Genomic DNA, 26,040 nt, shown 5'->3' with positions numbered 1-26,040 from the left:
AAATAATTTATTTTAAACTAATAATCTTTTCTGTATTTCCTACTTCCGGTAGTTTATTGTCATTAATAGTAATGTTTTTTACATTTCTCATACGTACTTCCGGACCTTGTTTGGGGCTAATACTTACATTCTTCATTACTACTCCGTCTGCGTTGTTTAATACAGCACCTTCACTTGCATCAGTAATGATAACGTCCTGAATATTTACATTCTGTATTTTCATTTCAGGTAATCCGTTGAAGAACATGGCTCTTCCTGCACCTTTGCAACTAACGTTGGAGATATGAATATCTTTAAACACCGGCGTTTCTTCTGTTACAGGAGGAACTGTGGTATCTTTGTTATTTTCCCTATCTTCCTCGGTTACTTCGTCCGGAGCTTTGCCGCCATAGAATAAATCAAATAATAATGGTTCGTTAGGGATATTAATCATGTTGATATTACTGATGTGAATTCCCTCTACTACTCCTCCACGGCCACGTGTACTCTTAAAACGCAACCCTACATCCGTACCTAAGAATGTACAATCTGTTACATATATATTTTTTACACCACCGGACATTTCACTGCCGACAACGAAACCTCCATGTCCATGTAATACCATGTTGTTTTTTACAATAACATTCTCGCAAGGCTCGCCTCTTTTTCGTCCGTCTTCATCTTTTCCTGATTTAATGCAAATAGCGTCATCACCGGCATCAAATACACTATTGATAATTAATGCATTTTTGCAGGACTCAAGGTCAAGAGCGTCGCCATTTTGTGAATACCAAGGGTTGTATACGTTGATATTGTCAATTGTTATATCTTCACATGAGAGAGGATGGATACACCAGCTCGGTGAGTTCTTAAATGTTACTCCTTCAAGAAGTACCCTTTTTGATTTAACCAGATTTACCATAACCGGACGGAGCCAATCATGAATGCTATCCCATTCTTCATCAGTTTCGATCCCTTCCGGATTGTTAAAGTTCTTACAAGCCATCGCACCTTTATATGATTTTTCACTAGGATACCATATCTTTTCATCTTCACTGACTACACCGCCTGATTTTATTAGTTTTTTCCATTGATTGCTAGTCATTTTGTCCTTTTTTACCGGACGCCAGCTATCTCCTGAACCATCAAATGTACCATATCCTGTGATAGCGATGTTTTCTACATTTTTAGAGGAAATAGGTGATTGACAACGGCGCGTTTCTAATCCTTCAAAAGAAGTCTTTACTATAGGATATGCATTGAAATCATTTGTAAATACCACTAACGCATTTTTTTCTGTATATAGGTTTACATTATCCAATAGGACAATTGGTCCGGTCAGCCATAAACCTTCGGAAATGATTACTTTACCCCCTCCTTTGGCATTAACTTGCTGTATCGCTTTATTAATAGCATCTGTATTGAGCGTTTTACCGTCATTTTTTGCACCGAATTCAATAATATTAACTGAGTAGTCCGGAAAAGAAGGACGTTTTACCTGATCCATTTTAAATGGTAGATCTTGGTATATGGATGCTTCATTCGCTTTTTGTACAGGAGGAGCATCTGTCTTACAGCTACATATTAATGGAAATATGCAAGATGCCGATAATAAAAAATACTTTTTAAATAGTGCGTTCATTGGTATACTTTAAAAGTTTGGTTAATACTTTATTTAAATTATAGATTGAACAATTGAGCTGTTTTTTTATTTATACTTTCGTAAACGGCTCTCACGAGTAGCTTACGAAAGTAATAAACTGTTAACCTAATTCTAACCTTCAATAAATACTATGAAAAAACCTCTTAATTGTCATGTGCAAATATAAATTGGATTATTCCGTTGTATGTGTACAATTTGTTGGTTTAGGTGTATTTTTTGTTGATTTGTCAGGTGTGAAAAATATTCCGTAATAATTCAATAGGAAATATTGTCTTTTCCTTTATTTCTGTTTGATTTATTCGTTTGTTTATTATAAAGTTTGTATCTTTGCAACCTAATTTAACTAATAAAAAGGTATGAGTTATAATTTGCTGAAAGGTAAGAGAGGTATTATCTTCGGTGCTTTGAATGAGCAATCTATCGCATGGAAAGTGGCTGAGAAAGCCGTAGAAGAAGGTGCGACCATAACATTATCAAACACACCGATAGCAGTACGTATGGGTGAAGTTTCTGCTTTGGCGGAGAAATTGCACTGTGAGGTAATTCCGGCAGACGCGACAAGTGTGGAAGATTTGGAAAATGTTTTCAGACGTTCTATGGAAGTTTTAGGTGGACAAATTGATTTCGTATTGCATTCTATCGGTATGTCGCCCAATGTTCGTAAGAAACGTACTTATGATGACTTGGATTATGATATGTTAGGTAAAACTTTAGATATTTCTGCCGTGTCTTTCCATAAGATGATACAAGCAGCTAAAAAACTGGATGCTATTTCTGAATATGGTTCTATTTTAGCATTGAGTTATGTAGCTGCTCAACGTACTTTCTATGGTTACAATGATATGGCGGACGCAAAAGCTTTGCTTGAATCCATAGCTCGTAGTTTTGGCTATATTTATGGTCGCGAACATCATGTGCGCGTTAACACTATTTCTCAATCACCGACAATGACTACCGCAGGATCTGGCGTGAAGGGTATGGATAAGTTGTTTGATTTTGCAAATAGAATGTCTCCTCTTGGAAATGCTTCGGCAGATGAGTGCGCTGATTATTGTATTGTGATGTTTTCTGATTTAACTCGTAAGGTAACGATGCAAAATCTTTATCATGATGGAGGTTTCTCCAGTGTTGGTATGAGTCTTCGTGCCATGGCTACTTATGAAAAGGGGCTTGACGAGTATAAAGATGAAAATGGAAATATTATTTATGGATAATAAATAAAAGGGAAAAGGGGAGTTTTGGTCTCCCCTATACCTTATTATATAATGAACATGAGATTACAGAAAATAGGACTTTCTTTTCTTTGTTTGATTATTCTTTTTTCTTCCTGTCAGTGGAAAGTACAGGAGAAGAAAAAAGAGGATAATAACATGACTATTTCTGTAATTCGTTTTGATAAGCTGTTGAATGATTATGTAGAGTTTAACAGTTTCTCGGCATTACAAAAGATGAATACCGAATGTCCGATGGAAATGAAATTATTAATAGAGGATATTTTGGGGTTGGGTGAAGTGAATGAGGATAATATAAATGGCAAACTAAAGACTTTTTATTCTGATCCTACACTGCAGGCGTTGATGAAGGATGCATTGCTGAAATTTGACGATATAAGTGATATAGAGAAAGAATTGACGGATGGCTTCGAGAAATTGAAGCACGAAGTTCCTTTTATTAGAATACCTTCTGTTTACTCCCAGTTTTCAGCATTAAATGAATCGGTAGTTGTCGGTGATAGTTTACTCGGCTTTAGCATTGATAAATATATGGGGGAAGATTATCCTTTATATAAACGTTTTTATTACAATTATCAGCGTAAAAGCATGAAGCCAGAACGTATCGTACCTGATTGTTTCGTATACTATTTGATGAGTGAATATCCGTTTCCGATGGATGGGAATCGTACGCTACTTGATTTGATAATGCATTTCGGTAAGATTCATTATGTTGTTGCCAAGATTTTGAATTATAGTTCTGTTGAAAAAGAACTGGATTATACAGAGGATGAGGTTAAATGGTGTAAGGCCAATAAAAAGGCTATTTGGGAATATATGCTACAGAACGGGCATCTTTTTGCAACTGATCCGATGATAATCCGTAAATATAATAAACCGGCACCATACACAGCCTTTTTTGGAGATAATTCTCCTGCATTGATTGGTATTTGGATGGGTACACAGCTGGTTGATTCGTATATGAAGAATAAGAAGAAAGCAGGGATAAAGGAGTTATTGGAATGTACTGATTATCAGCAAATGCTGACAGATGCAAAATTCAAACCCTGATTTCAACTATAAATGTATTATATGGATATTGCGTTATACCTGTTGCCTGTTACCTTGGGTGAAACTGCCATAGAGACTGTACTTCCTTCTTATAATAAAGAAATTATTGGGGGTATCAAACATTTTATAGTGGAAGATGTACGTTCAGCCCGTCGTTTTCTTAAGAAAGTAGATAAAGATATTGATATAGATTCGCTTACTTTTTATGTTTTGAATAAACATACTTCTCCTGAAGATATTTCGGGCTATTTGAAACCTTTGCAATCAGGAATGTCAATGGGAGTTATTTCAGAAGCAGGATGCCCAGCAGTTGCTGATCCGGGAGCGGATGTTGTGGCTATTGCTCAAAGTAGGAATCTGAAAGTTGTTCCATTAGTTGGCCCTTCTTCCATAATTCTAGCGGTTATGGCTTCCGGCTTTAACGGTCAAAGTTTTGCTTTTCATGGTTATCTTCCGATAGAGCAGATTGATCGTGTGAAGACAATAAAATATTTGGAGCAACGTATTTATAATGAAAATCAAACGCAGTTATTTATAGAAACTCCATATCGGAACAATAAGATGGCTGAAGATTTATTGCGAAATTGCCGTCCTCAGACAAAACTTTGTATCGCTGCCAATATCACTTGTGAAGAGGAGTATATAAAAACTAAGACGATAAAGGAATGGCAAGGAAAATTGCCGGATTTATCTAAGATTCCTTGTATCTTTTTGATTTATAAATAAAAGATTATTTATATTCTTCCCAGATTTTCACTGATTCTTTCAGATAAAGATATTCTTCTTCGAAACATTTACTGAAGAAATTTTTCCCCAGATTATGTTCTATTTGTTGGAATGTCCATAATTTGCCATTTTGGAAGAAAGGGCTTTGGAGTAGTTTCTCATCTTCTATATATGCAATATGAAGATATATCAAGCGGTTTGTTTCTTCATTTTTAAAGAGATGTTTTATACCAAATCTCGGATGAACAGTGCTTCCGTCAGGATATGGATAATGTAATAGTCTTTTAATTCCTTCGTCTATTTTCTCTCCAAAACGTAGATAGATTTCCAAGGGCAAATCGATCTTATTACTTTCTGTTATACAATTGGCTTTTCTTTTGCTCAAAAATAACATTCCATTATGGATAAAGGCAATACGTATAACCGGATTAATAAAGTCATTTTTATAAATAGGGGCTTCTGACAAGTAGGTCCTTCCAATTATGTTACCTTGTTTATTCACTATTGGAACTTCTTCTTCTTGTGAGAAAACATGGTTAGCATATCGGATACCCATTTGGTTTATAATAATGCTGGATAATAATAAAAATGGTGGTAGAATTTGGAACAAAATGAGATTTGCCTCTTTTGTTAATGGATGAAAAAAAGCTAAGAATATTGCAATAGTAATACAATGAAGTATTCCCATTATAGAAATAACTTTTGCAGATGCAATGCTGGAATCCAGACTTTTACATATCACGCTATCACATTCCGGACATTTTTTTAGATTGAATATTCTGCGTATTATGTTTTGCCCGAAAAATAAAATAGCATTCATGATAAACATCATTACTTCCAATGTGAAAGGCAACGTTCCCCATGGAAACATTTGCATAGAAAGTAATGTCGTTGCTGAAAGCAAAATAAGTATTCCTGTAGATATATAAAGGACGAAATTATAGATTCTTTTTCGTGATAAATAGTATGAACCGAAAGAATATATTAATCCTACAAGAGAACTAATATAGAGTGCGTGTTCATCTAATATAAATTCACTTAATAGCATACATAGTATAACCGGAATCAATCCGAATGACATGTTAAATGCTAATGGTATTGCTTTTCTACGTCTCATTTCCCCCATTCTAATTAACTTCGTTATATTAACAATTAACAGATAGGTTAGGTTCTACTGCTTTTGTTTTATTTTGCAATATTCTTCTGCATGATAAGATGAACGTACAAGAGGTGCACTTTCCACTTGCTCAAAGCCTTTTTGTAATCCTGTTTTTTTGTATATGGCAAATTGTTCAGGTGTTATGTATTCAGCTACGGGATAGTGTTTATGAGTGGGCTGCAGGTATTGTCCGATAGTAAGTATATTACAACCGACATTTCGTAAGTCATCCATAAGTTCTTCTATTTCATTGGCTGTTTCGCCTAAGCCAACCATAATACCGGATTTTGTGGTAATGTCGCTTTCCGAAATTTGTCTGATAACTTCTAGACTTGTATCATAATTTGCAACACTACGTACATTAGGACTGATACGACGTACTGTCTCCATATTGTGGGAGATAATATCCGGGTGTGCATTAATGACTAATTCAATAAGTTCTTTTCGTCCTTGAAAATCGGGAATCAGAACTTCTATTGTTGTTTCTGGAGTTAGATTTCTGATTTCTTTGATCGTTTGTGCCCAATGTGAAGCCCCAAAATCATCTAAATCATCTCTGTCAACAGAAGTGATGACCGCATGTGACAGTTTCATTAACTGTATAGATTCTGCTACATGACGAGGTTCTTCTTTGTCAAGTGGTAATGGTCGTCCTGTTTGTGTATTGCAAAACTTGCAAGAACGGGTACAAATATTTCCTCCAATCATAAAAGTTGCCGTGCCTTTACCCCAACATTCTCCAAGATTCGGGCATCTTCCGCTACTGCAAATAGTGTGGAGTTTGTGCGATTCTACGATTTTTTTAGTTTGAGCATATCGCTCGTTAGCTCCGATGCTTATTTTTAACCATTCAGGTTTTTTGGTGTGTTCCATTATAAATTGCTCTTCATAAAGTCGCTCAATTTAGTATATAGGTGTAGACGTGTATTACCACCATAGATACTATGATTGCGATTCGTATAAATTTGCATATCAAATTGTTTATTCAGTTGAACCAATTGTTCGCTGTATTCGGTACAGTTTTGGAAATGAACATTATCGTCAGCTGTTCCATGTACAAGTAATAATTTACCGTATAATTTGTTTGCGCGGGTGAAAGCAGAAGATGCTTTGTAGCCTTCTGGATTTTCTTTTGGTGTACGCATGAAACGTTCTGCATAAACACTATCGTAATATTTCCAGTCGGTAACAGCAGCAACTGCAATGCCGGCTTTGAATACATTACTACCTTCACTCATGCTCATAATTGTATTATATCCTCCGAAGCTCCAACCCCAGATCCCGATACGATTCTTGTCAGCATAAGGTAGCTTACCGATATATTGGGCAGCTTCCACCTGATCTTGTGCTTCTTTAACACCTAATGTCAGATAGGTGCATTTTTCAAATTCTGCGCCTCGTCCGCCGGTTCCCCGTCCGTCTACACATACGATTAAAAATCCTTGTGAAGCCATATATGTTTCCCAACCAATGCCTTCACGGTCAATTCCTATTTTCCAACTGTCCATTACTTCTTGAGAACCCGGGCCTCCATATTGATACATGATGACCGGATATTTATTAGCAGGATTAAAGCCGATAGGCTTAATCATCCAACCGTTAAGTTCCGTTCCTTGTGAGGTAGTGAATGAGAATAAACTCTTTTCCGGAAGGTTGAGCTGTGCGATTTTTTGTTTTAATTCGCTATTATCAATTAAGACTTTTAATTGTTTGCCATTGTCATCATTCAAAGTAACAATAGGGGGAGTGGACAGATTTGAGAAAGTGTTAATATAATATTTCATAGAAGTGCTGAATACTGCACTGTTTACACCTTCTCCGGAAGATAGCTTAGTCTTTTTCCCTTTGTTATCCACCTTATAGATAGCACGACGTACCGGACTTCCTTCATTACTTTCATAATAGAATGTATTACTGGTTTCATCCCAACCTAAGAATTTGCTTACTACAAATTTTCCTTGAGTAACTTGTTTAACTAGGCTACCTCCAATTGAATACCAATAAAGATGACTGTATCCGCTTTTCTCACTTAGGAAACTGAAATTGTTCTTATAGAATACAATATTGTCAAAATTGAAATCATTGATATAATAAGGACTTTCGTCACGAACAATCAATTTGCATACCGTGGAACGAGGATTGGCAAAATAAAGATCAAGACGATTTTGTGTCCGGTTCATAGCCATGATAGCAAGGGCATTCTCATCCTTTGTAAAACGGATACGCGGAATATATCCGTCAGCATCTAACGGCAAATCCATTTTACGAGTAACATGAGATTTAATATCATATGTATGTACTGTGACTGTAGAATTTGTCATCCCGGCTAATGGGTATTTATAGGAATAAGTTCCCGGATAGCTGGCATATTGTTTTAATGTGGGATATTGCCCTTCGTAAAGCATGAAAGAGAACATGGGGACTTTTGTTTCATCGAAGCGAATGAAAGCAATCATTTTACTGTCAGCGCTGAAATCAAAAGCACGATTATAACCGAATTCTTCTTCGTTCACCCAATCAGGAATACCATTAAGCACCTCACCGAATTTCCCGTCTTTGGTAACTTGTGACTCGCTATTTCCATAGAGTAGTTTTACTAAATAGATGTTGTTTTCACGAACGAAAGCAATTTGTTGTCCATCTGGTGAGAATAACGGAACTTGTTGCGGACCACCGTCGGATAATGGTTCTAATTTATTATTCTTTATAGAAAAGATGTGATAGATAGCTGTAAAAGAACGACGATAAATCGGAGCGGTTTCTGTCTGAATTAATAGTTTTGTTTCGTCCGGAGAGAGTATATAGCCGTCGAATGTTTTGAACTTGCAGTCCCGTGCAGTGGTTACATCAAATATGGTTTCTATTTCTTTTCCATTCTTAAAAGAGTATTTTATGATTTTTGTACGTTCTTGATTCATTTGGAGATATGTTTCCCCATCTGCCATTGGAGTGAGTCCACGCATTCCTTCCGAGCGATACTCACCACTTGTTATGTCTTTCAAAGTCAGCTCTTTGCTGCCTTGTGCAAATACTGAGAATGTACAGATAACCATTGCCAGTAGTAACAAATTTCTTTTCATCCTTTTCCGATTTAAGTTATTTCAGCTGCGAACTTACATAAAATTCCCGTATTTTTATGTAAGTTTGCGCAAAAAGATAGTATAATGACGAAATTCTTATATAATGATTTCTCGACTTTCCTTCGTCAGCATTTTAATTGTAAGGTTCAAAAGATCTCAATAAACGCAGGATTCACTTGTCCGAATAGGGATGGAACCAAAGGGTTGGGGGGGTGTACATATTGTAATAATCAGACGTTTAATCCTGAATATTGTAAAACGGAAAAAACAGTTCGAGAGCAATTGGAAGAAGGACGTGTCTTCTTTTCCAGGAAATATCCGGAGATGAAGTATTTGGCATACTTTCAGGCATACACAAATACCTATGATGAGTTGGAAGAACTAAAACGGAAATACGAACAAGCATTGGAAGTAGAGGATGTTGTTGGTATAGTGATAGGCACTCGTCCTGATTGTATGCCGGATGAGTTATTGAATTATCTGCAAGAACTGTCCAAAAAAGTCTTTTTATTAGTGGAATATGGAATTGAGAGCACAGATGATGTGACATTGCAACGTATAAATCGCGGTCATACTTATGCTGATACGATAGATGCAGTGAATAGGACGGTTGAGAGAGACATTTATGTTGGTGGTCATATTATATTAGGACTGCCCGGGGAATCGCACGAACAAATAATGAAGCAGGCAACTCAATTATCACGTTTACCGTTGACTACATTAAAATTACATCAACTTCAATTAATACGGGGTACGAAAATGGCAAAAGAATATATGATGAATCCGGAATTGTTCCATCTTTATGAGGTTGATGAATACATTGATCTTGTAATTGACTATGTAGAGCGTCTACGCCCGGACATCATTTTGGAACGTTTTGTCTCACAATCTCCTAAGGAGTTGCTTATAGCTCCGGATTGGGGCCTAAAGAATTATGAATTTACTGAAAGAGTTAAAAAAAGAATGCAAGAAAGAGGGGCTTATCAAGGAAAGATGTATGTGGATTGAGAAATTATCAGTATTTTTGCCGTAAATATAAAGAATGACTTTGCTTATACAATATAATATAAATAACAAAACTATAAAGAAGAGATGAATATAAAAGGAAAAGTACATTATGTAGGTGTGAATGATCGCAATAAGGCATTGTTTGAAGGACTTTGGCCATTACCTTACGGTGTATCTTATAATTCATATCTGATTGATGACGATATGATTGCACTTGTTGATACCGTGGACATTTGCTATTTTGAAGTTTTTCTTGAAAAAATAAAGAGAGTAATAGGTGATAAGCCTATAAACTATCTTATAATCAATCATATGGAACCGGATCATTCCGGCTCGATTAGTCTGATAAAGCAGCATTATCCTGATATCGTTATTGTTGGTAATAAGCAAACATTCGGCATGATTGAAGGCTTTTATGGAGTAACCGGTGAACGTTATCTTGTAGGTGACGGTGATTTTCTGGCATTGGGACATCATAAACTTCGTTTTTATCTTACTCCGATGGTTCATTGGCCGGAAACAATGATGACTTTTGACGAAACAGACGGTATTCTTTTCTCAGGTGATGCTTTCGGTTGTTTCGGAGCTTTGAATGGTGGAGTTATCGATTCAAAAATTAATACGGATATATACTGGAAAGAAATGGTGCGTTACTATTCCAATATAGTTGGAAAGTATGGTTCGCCTGTTCAGAAGGCTTTGCAAAAACTTGGTGGTCTTCCTGTATCTACAATTTGTTCTACTCATGGTCCTGTCTGGACAGGGGAGAATATCCCTAGAGTCGTTGGCGTTTATGATAAATTAAGCCGTTATGAAGCGGAAGAAGGGGTCGTGATTGCCTATGGAAGTATGTATGGTAATACCGAACAAATGGCAGAAGCCATAGCTGAAGAACTTTATGAACAAGGCATCAAGAATATTGTTATTCATAATGTTTCCAATACAAATCACTCTTATATTCTGGCAGATATATTTCGTTATAAGGGATTGATTATCGGCGGTCCTACTTATAGTAACCAGATATATCCGGAAGTGGAAGCGTTGCTTTCAAAAATTGCGGTACGTGATGTTAAGGGAAGATATATGGGGTATTTCGGCTCTTTCTGTTGGGCAAGTGCGGCTGTAAAGCGTATCGGTGAGTATAATGAGAAACTAAAATTTGAGCTGGTAGGTAATCCGGTCGATATGAAACAGGGAATGAAAGCTGACGTTTATAAGATGTGTCGTGAATTGGGAAAGGCTATGGCGGACCGTCTTAAAGCAGATAGAAATTAATAAACCTAATAAAATAACAGATTTAAACCAACAAAACTTATGAGATTAATAATTCAGCCTGATTATCAGACTATTTCTCAATGGGCTGCCAACTATGTAGCTGCAAAGATAAATAAGGCTCAGCCTACTGCTGAAAAACCTTTTGTCTTAGGTTTACCTACCGGGTCTTCACCTCTTGGTATGTATAAGGCTTTGATCGATTTGAACAAGAAAGGCATCGTATCTTTTAAGAATGTTGTGACTTTCAATATGGATGAATATGTAGGGCTTCCTAAGGATCATCCGGAAAGTTATCATTCATTTATGTGGAATAACTTTTTCAGTCATGTAGATGTTAATCCGGATAATGTAAATATCTTAAATGGTAATGCTGCTGATTTGGAAGCTGAATGTGCTCGCTATGAAGAAAAGATTAAATTTTATGGCGGTATCGACTTGTTCCTAGGTGGTATTGGGCCGGATGGTCATATTGCATTTAATGAACCGGGCTCTTCTTTATCTTCGCGTACTCGTGTAAAGACTCTGACAACAGATACGATCATTGCAAATTCCCGTTTTTTTGATAACGATGTGAATAAAGTTCCTAAGACCTCTCTGACAGTAGGTGTTGGTACTGTATTGTCTGCAAAGGAAGTTTTGATTATTGTGAACGGTCATAATAAGGCACGGGCACTTTATCATGCAGTAGAAGGTGCTATAACACAGATGTGGACGATTAGTGCTCTTCAGTTACATGAAAAGGGAATTATTGTATGTGATGATGCTGCAACGGTAGAATTGAAAGTCGGTACTTATCGCTATTTCAAAGATATTGAAGCTGATAATTTAGATCCTCAGAACTTATTGAAATAAGATGAAAGATACAAAGGGCGATCACGGGTAATTGTGGTCGCTTTTTTATTACCCTTCGTCCAGCCAACCTTTTCCTTGACGGATGATTTCTGTTTTTCCATCCGTGCAGTCTACAATAGTGGAAGGCTCAACTCCGCCGATGCCTCCGTCAATAACCAAATCTACTTCGTTACCGAATTTCTCCTCGATTAGTTCGGGAGTAGTGCTATATTCGATATCTTCTTTTTCATTGTATGGTAGAGTGGTAGTCATGATAGGAGCATCCAACTGCCGACAGATTTCCCTGATAATGTTATTGTCCGGTACACGGATTCCTACTTCTTTTCGGTTACGGAATATCTTGGGAAGACGGCTTCCTGTAGTTAAAATGAAGGTGAAAGGCCCAGGAAGATTTCGTTTCATCAGTTTAAATGTACCGTTGTCTACTTTTGCATATTCACTGATATTGCTCAAATCATAGCAAATAATAGATAAGTTATTCTTCTTGGGATCTATGTTCTTTATTTTGCATATACGTTCGATGGCACGTTCTTTCAATCCGTGGCAGCCGATGGCATATTTGGTATCTGTCGGGTAGATGATAAGTCCGCCGTTCTCAAGAATCCTGATGATTTCTACGATATCATTAGGATTGTTATTCTTGTCGTAGAGTTTTAATAGCATATATTTAAAGGTTTATTGGTTAAGATTTCTCTCGTAGTCTTTCCGCTATCTCCCAATGCAAGGCGGCTTCATCCATCTTGCCGAGTTTGGAAAAAGCATCTCCCAGCAGTTCGTGCGCCTTGGGATGGTCTTGCTTGATGGTGCAGGCACGGTCAAGGTCGGAAACGGCTCCCTCATAATTTCCGGTAGCAATGCGGTTCTTTCCCCGATTATATACCGCTTTGAATAATCTCGGACTGAGTTTCACGGCTTGGTTAAAACATGCTTCGGCTTCGTGATAATCGCTTTCATTGTGGAGTGTGATGCCTTTTCTTATCCATGCATCTACAAATTTTCCATCAAGTTCTATCGCTTTATTATAATTGGCTATCGCTGCACGCGCATCACGGGCTTGAGTGATACATTCGTTACCCATCTGATAATACTCTTTGGCGTACTTTTGCAGATTCTTTTCCTTATTTCTTATGGATTCTTTTAGTCGGGTATTTTCTTTTTTCAGTTGGTTGATAATTCCCAGTTTCTTCCTGATATACCGTTTTGCCAACGGTTTTTCTATGTCATAGCGGGAATGGATGGCAAGAAAGAATTGTTCGAGAAACTCGTCGAAGTTTCCTTCATCAAACTGCTTAATGGCTTCGGTGTATTGAATATCTGCCTGTGCTTGTTTTAGTGCCTTGTCTATGGCTTGTTGGTTATTGAATCGTTCTGCGAACTTCACGATTTCAGGACGCACGAAGATATCTCCTCTGGTGATTTGCTTTTTAAGCTGAATACCATCCAGAGAAGTGCATCGGCTTAATGCTACGTATGCTTGACCTCCTGCAAATACTCCTCCGGTAAAGTCTATAACAACCCGGCTGAATGTCAGTCCTTGACTTTTATGTACGGTAATAGCCCATGCCAGTCGGATAGGATATTGTGTAAAGACACCTAATTCCTTTTCTTCAACTCTTTTCTCTTTCTCATTATATATATAGCGGATATTCCGCCAAGAGTCCTTATTTACATCACATTCTTTACCATCGTTCGTGATGACGTAGATAGTACCGTCATTGTCTATGCCGGAGATTACGCCGATAGTTCCGTTTACCCAACGGCGTTCATAATCGTTTTTGATGAAGATAATCTGTGCACCGACTTTTAGCTCCAAGTCCATCTGTGTCGGTAAACTGCTTTCCGGAAATTCACCGGTGATTTCTCCGGAGAAGATAACCGATTCTCCCGGTAATTCCGCCAGTTTCTTTTCGTTGATATAATCTACATTATCGCGACGTGTGGCGAGGGTGATATACATATCCTGTTCTGATTCCTCAATCTTGGTGTTGTAGCGGGTGTTTAATAACTGTAACTCCGATGCTCCGGCTGTGTTGGTACGTATATGGTCCAATACATTGACAAATACTTTATCCGTTTGTCGATAGACTTTAGTCAGCTCAATGGACACGAGTTCCATCTCGTTGAATACTTTTGCCGAGAAGAAATAAGGAGTGGGATAGAAGCGGTTCAATATTTCCCGCTCGTCGGATTTTATCACCGGTTCCAACTGATAGACATCTCCTACTAACAGGATTTGTTTTCCACCGAAAGGTTCCCGCATATTCTGTGAATATACTCGCAACACTTTATCTATAAAATCGATAATGTCCGCCCGTACCATTGATATTTCATCAATAATAATCAGTTCCACGTTCTTTATCAGTTTCTTATGGGCGGAAGAGTATTTCAGGAAATTCTGTAGTTTGCCTCCTTGCAGACTAAAGTTGGGATCATCCGGTAGTAACGGATAAAACGGTAGTTTAAAGAAACTGTGCAGTGTACTTCCACCTGCATTAATAGCGGCGATACCTGTCGGTGCGAGCACGATATGTTTCTTTTTAGTGATTTCGCAGACGTATTTTAAAAAAGTAGATTTACCCGTCCCGGCTTTTCCGGTCAGGAATACGGATTGGCGCGTGTACTGAATCAGATTCAGCGCATCCTGAAACTCTTTATTGTCGGTATCTAATGTAAACTTCACGGTTCCGTTATTTTATAACCTTACAAAAATACGATAAATCTGCGGATGTACGCAAATAACGGACGTATTTATAAAAAGATTTAGAGGGCTTCGGCAGATTCGTTGTTCCTAACGCTTGAATCGTTTCACTGGGCACATCCTATCGTTTGAGCCGGGCTGAACGACAAGCTTCCCTTGGGTAAACGACAGGTTTGCCCGGGTGAAACGATTCAAATGACCGTATGAATGGATAAGCAGCCAATAAAAAAGCCGGCAATAATTACCGGCTTCCTTATTCGTTTGTTAAGGGATAATTATTTTGTCGCTGCTATTTTGCGAACTTGTGTTCCTTTATCGGTTTTAATTACCAGCAGATAAATACCTTTGTCCGGAGTTTCTATACTTTCCGCTTGTGCTTCTTCTGCGTTTAGAGTACGTATAGGAGTACCGTTGAGTGTATAGAGCGTTGCTTCTAATACTGTTGCGTTGGTAGCGGAAGTTACACTGATGCCGGACGGATCATGCCATGCTGTGAATACCTCTTTAAAAGCGAGCGTCTCGTCTGCGTATATTTCAACTTGAAGCGGGTTGCCGGATGCATCATATTGCCAGTCGAAACGTGCGGTTGCGCTCTCTTCTTCATCTGCGTATTGATCATCTGTGAATAGATGTGAACTAACTATCTGGAGTTTGGTAATATCTTTGTGATCATTATATTCACACGTGTAAACGTCCATTTCATCGTTCATGTAATCCGTGTTCGTAAGTATGAAACTGCCATTATAGTCAGTAGGCTCATATCTATATGACATGGCTACAGGCATATTAATAGCGGTCAATGCAATGTTCATTCTAAAAGCCTGCGGTTTGCCTGCTTCCAATTCTTCTCCTATACAGTCGATTGTCATCGGACTCTCTATTGTTTCGCCTTCTGAAACGGATTTCATCTTTCCTGTGGCGTTGATTCCGAAGAAAGGCGGAGTATGGTCTATTCCCCATTTCAATATAGTTTCTTCGTCAATGCCGAACAAATAGATAAAGCTGTTTATCTTGTAAGGGTTAAACGGGGTACTTGAGAATACAAATTCAATATTGTTGAGTTCCATATATCCTTCTTCAGAACCGTTGTCACTGCTGCTGTGGAACATGGCTCCGGTTAAACGATTACCGTCCCATGTTTGTGTGCCTTCCTCCAAATCTGTAGCATCTTCACTCTTGTAGCTTGTTACTAATCCGCGTTCATTGAGTTTGATTTCATCATAATCTTTGTCTTGAATGGAGATACGGATGTTTTGGTCATTGAGCGTTGTAAAACGTTCATAATTGACCGGTTCCGGCTTTTCCCACGGATGTTCCGGTGATACACGTGATGAGGTGTAATTATTTAGAAGTATTTTACCTGTGGAATCATATTCCCATACATCCTTTATAATAGAAACTATATGTTCTGTCAGATTGCCGAAACGGTCATACGTCAGTGTATCGGGTATTCCACTCGAATCGTATGCTGCATACAGTAATGAATGCATCGGTTGTACGTGTTGCACTCCATCAGCCCGGGAAGACATTGTTACGGGATGGGGGATACTTGTTTCTCTTTGCGGCGTTTTAGAACGGAAGATTTTCGTCAAGCTCGGTTGTGAACTCAAAGGGATGCTACATATAAGCATAACCAGCATAGCAGATAAAGTTTTTTTCATGTCTGTTTATTTGTTAGTTTGTAGATATACAAATGTAACGAATATGTTTTTCATAACCTAACAATATTGTTGGAATATTTATTATTGGTTTCATTTCAACGTTTTATAAGAGAGTATATGCCATGTCGTACAAATTGCGATGACAGCAAGAAGAAGTTTCAACCAGACGAAAGGCACCACATAAAAGATACAGTAAAGTATAGTAATCCAGATAAGGGATACAGATAGGATTTTTGCTCTTAGCGGTATAGCTTTATGCTCTCTGAAATTCCGTATATACGGACCTAACTGCCTCTGGTTTAATAACCAATTGTAAAGACGTGGAGATCCTTTGCAATATAACGCTGCAGTGAGTAGCAGGAACGGTGTCGTGGGCAATAACGGTAGAAATATTCCGATAATCCCTAAAGCCAATGATATGCTGCCTAAGATAATATATAGGTATCTCATTGTCTTTAGGCAACGGGAATAGTAATAACAAATTTAGTACCTTGTGTATATTCCGGATCTATATAAATATGCCCGTCCATACGTTGAGCTATTATCTTACAGATATATAATCCCAGTCCTGTTCCTTGCGTGAATTCATCCAGTTTGGAGAAACGTTGGAATATATATTCGTATTTTTCTTTTGGAATACCGCATCCTGTGTCGGTCACACTGAATACTGCTTCGTGTTTCTCTGTGTTGACGTGAGATTCCAGTGTAATTGAACCTTTCTCGGTAAATTTGTTCGCATTATCCAATAAAGAACGTATCATTAAAGCAAAATATCGTGCGTTTGTTTTTATAGTGAGATTCTCTTCAGGCATTATCAGTTTATATTCAATATTAGGCTTCTTCTCGTTTGCTTCAAGACGTTCCATTTCTGTATTACAGATGGTAGTAACATCGGTATCTTCCATCGGAAATATGTTGGAAGAACTGTCGAGATTAGCAACCTCTAAGATATCGTTCATTAAAGAAGTCAATATTTTTGTGTTTCCTTGGATAATATTCGGAAAGTCTCTTTTTTCTTCTTTGCTTAGGGATTCATCAGACATAAGTTCCGAAAATCCGCAAATAGCATTTAGCGGTGTACGTATCTCATGGCACATAGAGTTGATAAAAGCAGTTTTCATGTTTTCACTTTCTTGTGCACGGGCGCTTTCGCGGATTAACTCTTTCTGTAAATGAGTCACCTTTTTTAAGTTCAAGTATAAGTATATGCTTATGGAAATGGTTATAAGAATCAAACAGAGGGCGAAGTAAAGTGCTGTTTTACGCTTCTCGGCCAGCAGAGTCGTATTAGCCAGCTCAAGTTTGTCCACATCATGTTTCACTCTCATCTCACTTACCTTACCTACATATTCTTTTTCAATTAAAGAATCTTGTGCTTTGATTGCCTTTTCGTATGCTTCGCACGCCTCTTTATATTTACCCCATTGGGCTAAGATTGCGGCTCTACTTTTATAATGTCCGGTTTTAGTCGTTGTAAGTGCCCCACCTGTTTCCATGAGTTGAATTAAAGAATCTTTGTAAGCCAAAGCATTTTCATAATCTTTTCTGTTTAGATAATGCCTGCAACTGATATCATAAAAGAATGTTTTGTTACGTAGCAAGGAATCTCCTTTCTTTTGATATATAAAGTCGCAATAACGCAGATAATATTCATGAGCTTTTTCTTTGCCGATGATGTTGTCACTTGTTATGAGTTGTTGGTAGCAGATGGCATAAGGTATATCTTTGTTGATAAATGGTCTGCGCTTCTTTATCTCTTCTTGTTCATAATATCTATCTAAATTACTCAGATATGTATTGGCTACATTTATCATTTTCTGGTTGCTTTTTATATATGCATAAGAAGGTAATAGGCATACGCATAAATTGGCCGAGAAATTCTTTCGCGTCATCAGCGGGAAACTCTGAGCCAGTGCCCACGCTTCTTCCCAATAGGGTAACCCTTTGCTCCAGTCAGATTTTTCAGAAAGAGACATTAACTGGTAAGTGATAATGCCCGAAAGGAACAATCTTTCTGCTGTCTGGAATGGAGTCTCTTTTTTCTTCCGTGCTTCCAACTCTTTATTATATTTGTCGCATAACTTAGCAATCTCTTCGCGTTTGGCGGTCTGCAATATTCTCGCTTTGGAAGTCATTCGATAATAGTCGGTTAGTCCGTCGTAAGCACTGCCTTTAAGTAGATTCTCCGCATAGTCCAAATAGTAATCAAGGGAGTCTGTTCGGTTTGCTTCCAAAAGATGAGAAGTTATTGTGCCCAGTGGAGTGGCAAGGGCAAATTGATCTTTTATATTTTTGGCTTCGTTGTATAATTGATATGCATAAGGTAGTTCATGTTCTGTAGATTCGCTTAAATCATAGAGATTAATCAGTATATCGACTCTTTTTTGTGGTTCAACAGTTCGGTCCAGTCGGAACTTCAGGCTATCTATTATCTGATTATCTGCAGCTTGAACTATTAGGCTGTAAAATGAACAGATGATATAAAGTAGTATTATCTTTTTCATCATGTGAATTTTATCATTGCACAAATATAATACTTTCGAGCGAAAAGCTTTATTATTTTTCCGGTATTTATTATTTTTGCACGGTGTCGAGGTGACATTAGGCACAGTGTATCTAATTTATATTATAACACAAAATGTATACAATTATTAAACGAATGGAGATTTCGGCTTCACACAGCCTGAAGCTCTCTTATCAAAGTAAATGTGAGAATCTGCATGGTCACAATTGGATTATCACGATCTATTGTCGTTCAAAAGAGTTGAATGAAGATGGTATGGTGGTGGATTTTACCCATGTCAAAGAGAAAGTAATGTCTCGTCTTGATCATCAAAATTTGAATGAAGTACTTCCCTTCAATACTACGGCTGAAAATATAGCTCGTTGGGTATGTGAGCAGGTTCCGTATTGTTATCGTGTCGAGGTTCAGGAGTCCGAAGGAAATATTGCAGTCTATGAGGAAGATTAATGAAATATTTTATAGTCTTCAAGGGGAAGGATATTATACCGGTACTCCGGCTGTCTTTATCCGTTTCTCTGGTTGCAATTTGAAATGTTCTTTCTGTGATACGCAGCATGAAAACGGTGTGATGATGACGGATGAAGCCATTCTTGCAGAGGTTTGTAAGTATCCTGCAAAGATGGTTGTTTTGACGGGTGGCGAACCCGGTTTATGGATTGATGAGGCTTTTGTGGAACTATTGCATTCAGTTGATAAATACGTGAGTATTGAAACGAATGGAACAAGACATCTTCCTGTTAATCTGGATTGGGTAACTTGTTCGCCTAAGAAAGGAGGAGCACTAAAGGTTACGCATATTGATGAACTGAAAGTCGTTTATGAGGGACAGGATATAAGTATGTATGAGGGTATTTCTGCTTTACATTATTTTCTACAACCTTGTTCGGGAAAGAATACGGCAGAAGTTGTATCGTATATTTTGGAGCATCCCCGATGGCGGTTGAGTTTGCAGACTCATAAACTGATTGATATACCATAAAATTTTGTTATCCGGGATAATCCGGCGTTATTTAAAAACATCAAGACGTTTGAGAACAAACAATCGTATGAATTGTTAATAGATACAGTTAGCTTGAAATTATCTATTAGCATTTGATATTATGGAACTTGTATTCGCTATTTTGCCTGTTCTTCTTCTTATCTTTCTGATGGCTGTTTTAAAAATGTCCGGTGATAAGAGTAGTGTGATATCTTTAGGGGTAACAATCTTGGTTGCCTTGTTTGCATTTAGCTTTCCGGTAAAAGATTTGTTTTATTCTTTTCTGTACGGTGCTTTAAAAGCTGTATCACCCATCTTATTTATCATTGTGATGGCGATATTCAGTTACAACGTTTTATTGAAGACCGGAAGAATGGAAATTATCAAAGAGCAATTTTCTTCTATATCCACGGATAAGAGTATTCAGGTTTTGTTATTGACATGGGGATTTGGAGGACTACTTGAAGCAATGGCGGGGTTCGGTACGGCGGTTGCCATTCCGGCGGCAATCCTGATTAGTCTTGGATTCAAACCTGTATTTTCTGCGGTGGTGAGTTTGATAGCGAATAGTGTTGCTACGGCTTTTGGAGCTATCGGTACACCTGTGTTGGTACTTGCAAAAGAAACCAATTTGGATGTGATGAACTTGAGTGCAAATATTGTATTACAGTTATCCGTTCTGATGTTTCTTATTCCTTTGGTTTTACTTTTCCTGACAGACCCCAAAGTGAAGTCTTTGCCGAAGAATCTTTTTCTTGCATTTTTGGTCGGGGCGGTTTCATTGGTTACACAATACCTGGCAGCACGTTATATGGGAGCTGAGTCTCCGGCAATTATAGGAAGTATTGCCTCTATTATTGTTATTGTAGTTTTCGGTAAACTGACTTCTTCGGGAAAGAATAAAGCACCGGTGAAGAAGGTACATTTAGACTTTCGTAAGATAGCTAATGCATGGAGTATTTATCTACTGATATTGGTGTTGATTATATTGACCAGTCCGATATTTCCGGGACTTCGCCATACCCTCAGTAATAATTGGGTTACGGAAATCGTATTTCCTATAAACGGATTACGTACGGTTTATGCAATTTCTTGGCTTACACATGCGGGAGTTTTATTGTTTGTTGGTACTTTTGTAGGTGGATTGATACAAGGTGCATCAGTAAAAGACTTGTTTGTCGTATTGTGGAATACTATAAAACAATTGAAGAAAACATTTGTCACTGTCATTTGTTTGGTCGGTCTCTCTACCATCATGGATTATTCCGGTATGATTGCAGTAATCGCCACAGTCCTTGCCACAGCTACAGGTGCTTTATATCCACTTTTTGCTCCGGTTATCGGTTGTCTCGGTACTTTTATAACGGGAAGCGATACATCTTCGAATATCCTTTTCGGGAAGTTGCAATCGAGCGTTGCCGGACAAATTCATGTGAACCCCGATTGGCTTTCAGCCGCCAACACCGTAGGGGCTACAGGCGGAAAGATTATTTCTCCGCAAAGTATAGCGATCGCCACTTCTGCAAGTAATCAGCAAGGCCAGGAAGGTGAAATTTTGAAAGCGGCTATACCGTATGCATTGGCATATGTAGTGATTACGGGAATTATCGTGTATATTTTTAGTTGAAAATAACATTGAATATTATGAAGGTAGGTTTATTTATCCCTTGTTACATCAATGCGATTTATCCGAAAGTGGGAGTCGCTTCATACAAACTATTAAAGAGTTTGGGAGTTGATGTGGATTATCCTTTAGACCAGACTTGCTGCGGGCAGCCGATGGCGAATGCCGGATTTGAGAATGAATCGATACGGTTGGCACAGCAGTTTGATGAAAAATTTAAAGACTATGATTATATCGTAGGTCCTTCGGCAAGTTGTGTGGCTTTTGTACGCGACAATTACGGACGTTTGATGAAGAAAGAAAATCATGTTTGCACCAGTGACGGAAAGATTTATGATTTATGTGAGTTTATCCATGATGTGGTAAAACCTAGTCATCTGGCGGCGAAGTTTCCCCATAAAGTCAGTTTGCAAAATAGCTGCCACGGAGTACGTTTGTTGAACCTGTCCTCTGCAAGCGAGTTGAATATACCTTATTATAATAAGCTGCGCGATTTACTTTCTTTGGTGGAGGGGATTGAGATCTTGGAACCTGAACGTCCGGATGAGTGTTGTGGGTTCGGAGGAATGTTTGCCATTGAGGAAGATGCCGTTTCTGTTTGTATGGGTGAAGATAAAGTACGCCGCCACATGAATACCGGAGCAGAGTATATTGTAGGTGCGGACAGTTCTTGCCTGATGCACTTGGAAGGAGTTATCAAACGGGAAAAATCTCCTATTAAGACTATTCACATTGTAGAAATTTTAGCTTCACAGTTATGAGTACCAAACATGCAAAAGCAGCTTCTGCATTTCTTGAAGACAAGAAACAAGCTGCATGGTTCGATGAGACTTTGTGGTTAGTAAGAGCCAAACGAGATAAAATGAGTAAAGAAGTTCCGGAGTGGGAGTGGTTACGGAACACGGCACGTGACATCAAATTATATTCCAACAGCCATTTGGAAGAGCTACTTCAAGAGTTTGAGCGGAATGCGACGGCAAACGGTGCTATTGTACATTGGGCGAAAGATGCGGAGGAATATAATGAAATTGTATACAATATTCTTCGAGAACATAAGGTGACTAAGTTCATAAAAAGTAAATCCATGCTTGCCGAAGAATGTGAATTAAATCCTTACCTGATAGAAAGGGGTATTGAAACGGTTGAATCAGATCTGGGTGAACGTATTCTTCAGTTAATGAATCTGCCACCCAGTCATATTGTGCTTCCTGCTGTTCATATTAAGCGTGAGGAAGTAGGTAAACTTTTTGAAGAAAAGATGGGAACGGAGAAAGGTAATTCCGATCCGACTTATCTGACGCATGCTGCCCGTAAGAACTTGCGTGACCGGTTTATCCATGCTGAGGCTGCCATGACCGGAGTGAATTTTGCCGTAGCTTCTACGGGAGAAGTGGTTGTTTGCACGAATGAGGGCAATGCCGATATGGGAACTTCGATACCTAAATTACATATAGCCGGAATGGGATTGGAAAAGATTGTGCCTACGCAGGAAGCTTTGGGGATATTTACCCGTCTGTTGGCACGTTCGGCTACGGGACAACCGATAACCACTTATACATCGCATTATCGTAAACCGCGTGAAGGTGGAGAATTCCATATCGTAATTGTGGATAACGGCAGAAGTAAGATTTTGGGAAACAAAGACCATATCAAAACTCTGAACTGCATTCGTTGCGGTGCGTGCATGAATACTTGTCCCGTTTACCGTCGTAGCGGAGGGTATTCTTATACTTATTTCATTCCGGGCCCTATCGGTATTAATTTAGGTATGCTGAAATCTGAAACGAAATACTCGGACAACGTTTCTGCCTGTTCGCTCTGTTATTCCTGTTCCTTTGTTTGTCCGGTAAAAGTGGATTTAGCGGAACAGATTTATAAATGGCGACAGGATTTGGACGGTATCGGTAAAGCGGATGCAACGAAGAAGGTCATGTCCGGCGGCATGGAGTATCTGATGGAGCATCCTAAACTTTTCAATGCGGCTTTGTGGGCGGCTCCGCTTGTCAATCATTTACCGCGCTTTATGAAATATAACAGTTTGGATGCATGGGGCAAGGGACGTGAACTCCCTGAATTCTCCGGTGAGTCATTCAATGAAATGTGGAAAAAAGACAAAGTGAACGATAAAAAGAAATAGAGTATGAGTAGTAGAGAAGATATATTGAAGAGTATCCGTGAACATACACAAACCCGGTATGAAATGCCCGATTTGGATTCACATGAATTAATGACTTATCCGGATAAGTCGGAGCAATTCGGTATTATGCTGAAGCAAGTGGGAGGTGAGGCCGTTGTGTTAGAAGAGGGGGCGGATATAAATAAGGTGATTCGGGATTTGTATCCTGATGCTCAAAGGATAGCTTCGGATTTGCCGGAAATAAAGATTGCTACTTTTAATCCTGATGATGTAGCTGCGGCGGCTGATTTGAATGGGACGGATGTAGCCGTCATACGTGGATGTCTGGGCGTTGCAGAGAATGGCGCAGTCTGGATAGAACAGAATGTAAAATACCGGTCGCTCTATTTTATTTCGGAGAATCTGGTTATCTTGCTGGATAAAGATAAATTAGTGAATAATATGGCGGAGGCATACCTCATTGTGAATACCGGAAAATATGGTTTCGGCACATTCATCTCCGGCCCGTCCAAAACAGCAGATATTGAACAGGCATTGGTGTTTGGTGCACATGGTGCACGGGGTGTGACAGTGATATTGGAATAACAGGTATTGTTATTTGGACACTGTTTTATTGTTGTTTAATCCATTCCATGACATTGGCAGGCGGACGTTGAGCCATTAATTCTTTTTTCATGAAATCCATGTAAGGAGCTACATGCTTGAAGAATTGACGGTATCCCTTACAGAGGTAGTTCAGTCCCGCCTCTCCGTCTGCTGTATGCATGAAACGGTTTTTAGGACATTCTCCGTTGCAGGCAAAAAGAAATTCACATTCACGGCATTGACGGGGAAGTGAATCCTGTTTATGCTGGCCGAAACGTTGCTGTTCGGGACTGTACATCATCTCGACCAGTGTTTTTTGATAGATATTTCCCAAACGGTATTCCGGGAATACAAAGTGATCGCAGGAGTATACATCTCCGTTAAACTCCATAACACCTGCATGTCCGCAGGTCTTTGCCAGTGTACATACGCCCGGTTGCTCACCAATCCAGTTTGCCAATGTAGAATCGAATAGCTGAATGAAGAATTTGCCGACATCTTCCCGTATCCATTCGTCAAAGATGGTACAAAGAAAGTTACCCCATTGTTTCGGCGTGATGCTAAATTCTGCCAATTCTGTCCCGTCTGTGTTTTGGATTGCAGAGCTGAGTGTAAGTCCGTCCTTGCGCTTACCCAAACGTTCCACGATAGGGGTAAACTGGATGTAACGGCAATCCAGCTCTTTGAAGAAATGGTAGAAGTCTAATGGATAATCGGCATTGAAATCATTGACTACTGCCATTGCATTCCACTCCACTCCATGTTTCTTTAAAAGGTTGATTCCTTTCATCACTTTCTGGAAAGAGGGTTGACCTTGCCGGTTACGGCGATATTCATCATGAAATTCTTGCGGTCCGTCTATGGATACACCGACCAGAAAGTTATTCTCCTTTAGAAACTTACACCATTCATCGGTTAGCAATGTCCCGTTTGTTTGGATGCAGTTGTCTATGGTGCGTCCGTTTGCATACTTTTTCTGCAATTCTATCGCCTTTTTGTAAAAGCTGATAGGCCGCATAAATGTTTCGCCTCCGTGCCAGGTGAAGAGCACTTGCGGCATTGTTTGGGAATTTATGTATTCTTCGATGAACTTTTCCAATAATTTCTCGCTCATCACATGTTTGGGCGTCTCTTTGTATAGTCGTGCTTTCTCCAGATAGTAACAGTACTCACAGGCGAGGTTGCACACAGCTCCCACAGGCTTTAGCATCACGTACAGCGGACGTGCGAAAGGTGCGAATGTATTACTCATATGCGGATTTGGTTATATTGTTTCGACAAACATACTATAAAATTAGGAGTTTCCGTATCGTTTCTTAAAAAAAATATCCTAAAATGAAGTTGCTTGATGGTTCATATCCTTGAATTATTAAGATACGGTCGGTTGTTTACAAACGATAGGAGTTTGTCATCAATCGACCGTATGTTTGTCAACAAACGACCTGATGTTTTTTTCAATCAACCTGATGATTTAAAAAAACATCGAGGTGTTTGTAAAAAGCATCGGGATCATTTATATAAATCGCCTAAGGGAGCGTTGCCTATCACTCAAGGGAGCGACGACTAACGCTCAAGGGAGCGATAGCTTACATCTACTGGAGTGTAAGACATCACTCCCTTAGGCGATTTTCGTTCACTCATTTTATCTATTTAGCAGTTATTCAACTTTTACTTAGACTTGCCTTCACCTTATCACCATTTGCTTCTTTGCTGCTGATTGATAATTAATTATAGTGAAAGCACTTTTTTAGTGAACTGCACCCCAAAAGTTGGACAGTTAATTATTTGTTTCTATAATTGATTCTATA

Annotated in this window: 22 protein-coding genes; 12 read left to right on the top strand and 10 right to left on the bottom strand. The window is 38.7% G+C overall.

Features of this window, described 5'->3' with window-relative positions; translation table 11 throughout:
* Positions 1–7: 7 nt before the first annotated feature.
* A complete protein-coding gene (locus tag DXB63_RS10250; protein ID WP_122126325.1) occupies positions 8–1,621 on the bottom strand; it encodes a glycoside hydrolase family 28 protein in 1,614 nt (537 codons plus the stop codon).
* 377 nt (positions 1,622–1,998) lie between these two features.
* Here DXB63_RS10250 and DXB63_RS10245 point away from each other — a divergent pair, with 377 nt between their 5' ends.
* The 3 genes from DXB63_RS10245 to DXB63_RS10235 are packed head-to-tail and all read left to right on the top strand — an operon-like array spanning position 1,999 to position 4,650.
* Positions 1,999–2,856 (top strand): enoyl-ACP reductase, encoded by an 858-nt coding sequence (locus tag DXB63_RS10245; RefSeq protein WP_122126324.1) that lies wholly within the window; start codon positions 1,999–2,001, stop codon positions 2,854–2,856.
* A gap of 57 nt (positions 2,857–2,913) precedes the next feature.
* Positions 2,914–3,924, top strand: a complete 1,011-nt coding sequence (locus DXB63_RS10240) for a gliding motility lipoprotein GldB (protein ID WP_122126372.1) — start codon at positions 2,914–2,916, stop codon at positions 3,922–3,924.
* A 21-nt stretch (positions 3,925–3,945) separates the two neighbouring features.
* A complete protein-coding gene (locus DXB63_RS10235) occupies positions 3,946–4,650 on the top strand; it encodes an SAM-dependent methyltransferase (protein WP_122126323.1) in 705 nt (234 codons plus the stop codon).
* Positions 4,651–4,654: 4 nt separating this feature from the next.
* Here DXB63_RS10235 and DXB63_RS10230 read toward each other — a convergent pair whose 3' ends face one another.
* Genes DXB63_RS10230 through DXB63_RS10220 form a run of 3 tightly spaced genes read right to left on the bottom strand, consistent with a single transcriptional unit; the run spans position 4,655 to position 8,889 of the window.
* Positions 4,655–5,767: a hypothetical protein gene (locus DXB63_RS10230; protein ID WP_122126371.1), complete on the bottom strand. Its 1,113-nt coding sequence runs from the start codon at positions 5,765–5,767 to the stop codon at positions 4,655–4,657.
* 54 nt (positions 5,768–5,821) lie between these two features.
* Positions 5,822–6,682: a lipoyl synthase gene (lipA, locus tag DXB63_RS10225; RefSeq protein ID WP_122126322.1), complete on the bottom strand. Its 861-nt coding sequence runs from the start codon at positions 6,680–6,682 to the stop codon at positions 5,822–5,824.
* Complete coding sequence (locus DXB63_RS10220) at positions 6,682–8,889, bottom strand: S9 family peptidase (protein ID WP_122126321.1); 2,208 nt, start codon at positions 8,887–8,889, stop codon at positions 6,682–6,684. Before DXB63_RS10220 ends, lipA begins: the two co-directional genes overlap by 1 nt.
* 84 nt (positions 8,890–8,973) lie before the next feature.
* Between DXB63_RS10220 and DXB63_RS10215 the strand changes: the two genes are divergently transcribed.
* From DXB63_RS10215 to nagB, 3 genes are all read left to right on the top strand, one after another.
* Positions 8,974–9,897, top strand: coding sequence for a TIGR01212 family radical SAM protein (locus tag DXB63_RS10215; protein ID WP_122126320.1), 924 nt, complete (start codon positions 8,974–8,976; stop codon positions 9,895–9,897).
* 84 nt (positions 9,898–9,981) lie between these two features.
* On the top strand, positions 9,982–11,172 hold the full coding sequence (locus tag DXB63_RS10210; RefSeq protein WP_122126319.1) for an FprA family A-type flavoprotein: 1,191 nt from the start codon (positions 9,982–9,984) through the stop codon (positions 11,170–11,172).
* A gap of 39 nt (positions 11,173–11,211) precedes the next feature.
* Complete coding sequence (gene nagB, locus DXB63_RS10205; protein WP_122126318.1) at positions 11,212–12,024, top strand: glucosamine-6-phosphate deaminase; 813 nt, start codon at positions 11,212–11,214, stop codon at positions 12,022–12,024.
* 48 nt (positions 12,025–12,072) lie between these two features.
* Here the strand turns inward: nagB and DXB63_RS10200 are convergent, their stop codons facing one another.
* The 5 genes from DXB63_RS10200 to DXB63_RS10180 form a co-directional block, all read right to left on the bottom strand.
* Positions 12,073–12,687: an L-threonylcarbamoyladenylate synthase gene (locus DXB63_RS10200; RefSeq protein ID WP_122126317.1), complete on the bottom strand. Its 615-nt coding sequence runs from the start codon at positions 12,685–12,687 to the stop codon at positions 12,073–12,075.
* A 19-nt stretch (positions 12,688–12,706) separates the two neighbouring features.
* Entirely contained in the window at positions 12,707–14,704 is a 1,998-nt protein-coding gene (locus DXB63_RS10195; RefSeq protein WP_122126316.1) for a tetratricopeptide repeat protein, read from the bottom strand.
* 293 nt (positions 14,705–14,997) lie between these two features.
* On the bottom strand, positions 14,998–16,383 hold the full coding sequence (locus tag DXB63_RS10190) for a T9SS type A sorting domain-containing protein (RefSeq protein WP_122126315.1): 1,386 nt from the start codon (positions 16,381–16,383) through the stop codon (positions 14,998–15,000).
* 90 nt (positions 16,384–16,473) lie between these two features.
* Positions 16,474–16,833 (bottom strand): YbaN family protein, encoded by a 360-nt coding sequence (locus DXB63_RS10185; protein ID WP_122126314.1) that lies wholly within the window; start codon positions 16,831–16,833, stop codon positions 16,474–16,476.
* Between the two features lie 5 nt (positions 16,834–16,838).
* Complete coding sequence (locus DXB63_RS10180) at positions 16,839–18,890, bottom strand: sensor histidine kinase KdpD (RefSeq protein WP_122126313.1); 2,052 nt, start codon at positions 18,888–18,890, stop codon at positions 16,839–16,841.
* 131 nt (positions 18,891–19,021) lie between these two features.
* On the opposite strand from DXB63_RS10180, the gene DXB63_RS10175 reads away from it, so the two are divergent.
* The 6 genes from DXB63_RS10175 to DXB63_RS10150 all read left to right on the top strand — a co-directional run bounded on the left by DXB63_RS10175 (position 19,022) and on the right by DXB63_RS10150 (position 24,232).
* Positions 19,022–19,354 carry a 6-carboxytetrahydropterin synthase gene (locus DXB63_RS10175; RefSeq protein WP_122126312.1) on the top strand — a complete coding sequence of 111 codons (333 nt, stop codon included), beginning with the start codon at positions 19,022–19,024 and terminating at the stop codon, positions 19,352–19,354.
* A complete protein-coding gene (locus tag DXB63_RS10170) occupies positions 19,341–19,886 on the top strand; it encodes a radical SAM protein (protein WP_122126311.1) in 546 nt (181 codons plus the stop codon). The genes DXB63_RS10175 and DXB63_RS10170 overlap by 14 nt, the downstream gene beginning before the upstream one ends.
* A 121-nt stretch (positions 19,887–20,007) precedes the next feature.
* A complete protein-coding gene (locus DXB63_RS10165; protein ID WP_122126310.1) occupies positions 20,008–21,513 on the top strand; it encodes an L-lactate permease in 1,506 nt (501 codons plus the stop codon).
* A 17-nt stretch (positions 21,514–21,530) separates the two neighbouring features.
* A complete protein-coding gene (locus DXB63_RS10160; RefSeq protein ID WP_122126309.1) occupies positions 21,531–22,271 on the top strand; it encodes a (Fe-S)-binding protein in 741 nt (246 codons plus the stop codon).
* Positions 22,268–23,647: a lactate utilization protein B gene (locus tag DXB63_RS10155; RefSeq protein ID WP_122126308.1), complete on the top strand. Its 1,380-nt coding sequence runs from the start codon at positions 22,268–22,270 to the stop codon at positions 23,645–23,647. Before DXB63_RS10160 ends, DXB63_RS10155 begins: the two co-directional genes overlap by 4 nt.
* A 3-nt stretch (positions 23,648–23,650) precedes the next feature.
* The gene (locus tag DXB63_RS10150; RefSeq protein ID WP_122126307.1) at positions 23,651–24,232 is read left to right on the top strand and encodes an LUD domain-containing protein; all 582 of its coding nucleotides are present in this window, start codon (positions 23,651–23,653) and stop codon (positions 24,230–24,232) included.
* Positions 24,233–24,257: 25 nt separating this feature from the next.
* On the opposite strand, the gene DXB63_RS10145 is transcribed toward DXB63_RS10150, so the two are convergent.
* Positions 24,258–25,484 (bottom strand): anaerobic sulfatase-maturation protein, encoded by a 1,227-nt coding sequence (locus DXB63_RS10145; protein ID WP_122126306.1) that lies wholly within the window; start codon positions 25,482–25,484, stop codon positions 24,258–24,260.
* Between the last annotated feature and the right edge of the window lie 556 nt (positions 25,485–26,040).

The organism is Bacteroides sp. OM05-12 (assembly GCF_003438995.1).
Taxonomy (GTDB): Bacteria; Bacteroidota; Bacteroidia; order Bacteroidales; family Bacteroidaceae; genus Bacteroides.
Note: the sequence above shows the minus strand (reverse complement) of the source record. Positions and strands in the feature narration are given on the sequence as shown.

Coding starts and splice junctions, on each gene's coding strand:
- DXB63_RS10250 (WP_122126325.1), bottom strand. CDS start 1,621: ATGAACGCACTATTTAAAAAGTATTTTTTATTATCGGCATCTTGCATA.
- DXB63_RS10245 (WP_122126324.1), top strand. CDS start 1,999: ATGAGTTATAATTTGCTGAAAGGTAAGAGAGGTATTATCTTCGGTGCT.
- DXB63_RS10240 (WP_122126372.1), top strand. CDS start 2,914: ATGAGATTACAGAAAATAGGACTTTCTTTTCTTTGTTTGATTATTCTT.
- DXB63_RS10235 (WP_122126323.1), top strand. CDS start 3,946: ATGGATATTGCGTTATACCTGTTGCCTGTTACCTTGGGTGAAACTGCC.
- DXB63_RS10230 (WP_122126371.1), bottom strand. CDS start 5,767: ATGAGACGTAGAAAAGCAATACCATTAGCATTTAACATGTCATTCGGA.
- lipA (WP_122126322.1), bottom strand. CDS start 6,682: ATGGAACACACCAAAAAACCTGAATGGTTAAAAATAAGCATCGGAGCT.
- DXB63_RS10220 (WP_122126321.1), bottom strand. CDS start 8,889: ATGAAAAGAAATTTGTTACTACTGGCAATGGTTATCTGTACATTCTCA.
- DXB63_RS10215 (WP_122126320.1), top strand. CDS start 8,974: ATGACGAAATTCTTATATAATGATTTCTCGACTTTCCTTCGTCAGCAT.
- DXB63_RS10210 (WP_122126319.1), top strand. CDS start 9,982: ATGAATATAAAAGGAAAAGTACATTATGTAGGTGTGAATGATCGCAAT.
- nagB (WP_122126318.1), top strand. CDS start 11,212: ATGAGATTAATAATTCAGCCTGATTATCAGACTATTTCTCAATGGGCT.
- DXB63_RS10200 (WP_122126317.1), bottom strand. CDS start 12,687: ATGCTATTAAAACTCTACGACAAGAATAACAATCCTAATGATATCGTA.
- DXB63_RS10190 (WP_122126315.1), bottom strand. CDS start 16,383: ATGAAAAAAACTTTATCTGCTATGCTGGTTATGCTTATATGTAGCATC.
- DXB63_RS10185 (WP_122126314.1), bottom strand. CDS start 16,833: ATGAGATACCTATATATTATCTTAGGCAGCATATCATTGGCTTTAGGG.
- DXB63_RS10180 (WP_122126313.1), bottom strand. CDS start 18,890: ATGATGAAAAAGATAATACTACTTTATATCATCTGTTCATTTTACAGC.
- DXB63_RS10175 (WP_122126312.1), top strand. CDS start 19,022: ATGTATACAATTATTAAACGAATGGAGATTTCGGCTTCACACAGCCTG.
- DXB63_RS10170 (WP_122126311.1), top strand. CDS start 19,341: ATGAGGAAGATTAATGAAATATTTTATAGTCTTCAAGGGGAAGGATAT.
- DXB63_RS10165 (WP_122126310.1), top strand. CDS start 20,008: ATGGAACTTGTATTCGCTATTTTGCCTGTTCTTCTTCTTATCTTTCTG.
- DXB63_RS10160 (WP_122126309.1), top strand. CDS start 21,531: ATGAAGGTAGGTTTATTTATCCCTTGTTACATCAATGCGATTTATCCG.
- DXB63_RS10155 (WP_122126308.1), top strand. CDS start 22,268: ATGAGTACCAAACATGCAAAAGCAGCTTCTGCATTTCTTGAAGACAAG.
- DXB63_RS10150 (WP_122126307.1), top strand. CDS start 23,651: ATGAGTAGTAGAGAAGATATATTGAAGAGTATCCGTGAACATACACAA.
- DXB63_RS10145 (WP_122126306.1), bottom strand. CDS start 25,484: ATGAGTAATACATTCGCACCTTTCGCACGTCCGCTGTACGTGATGCTA.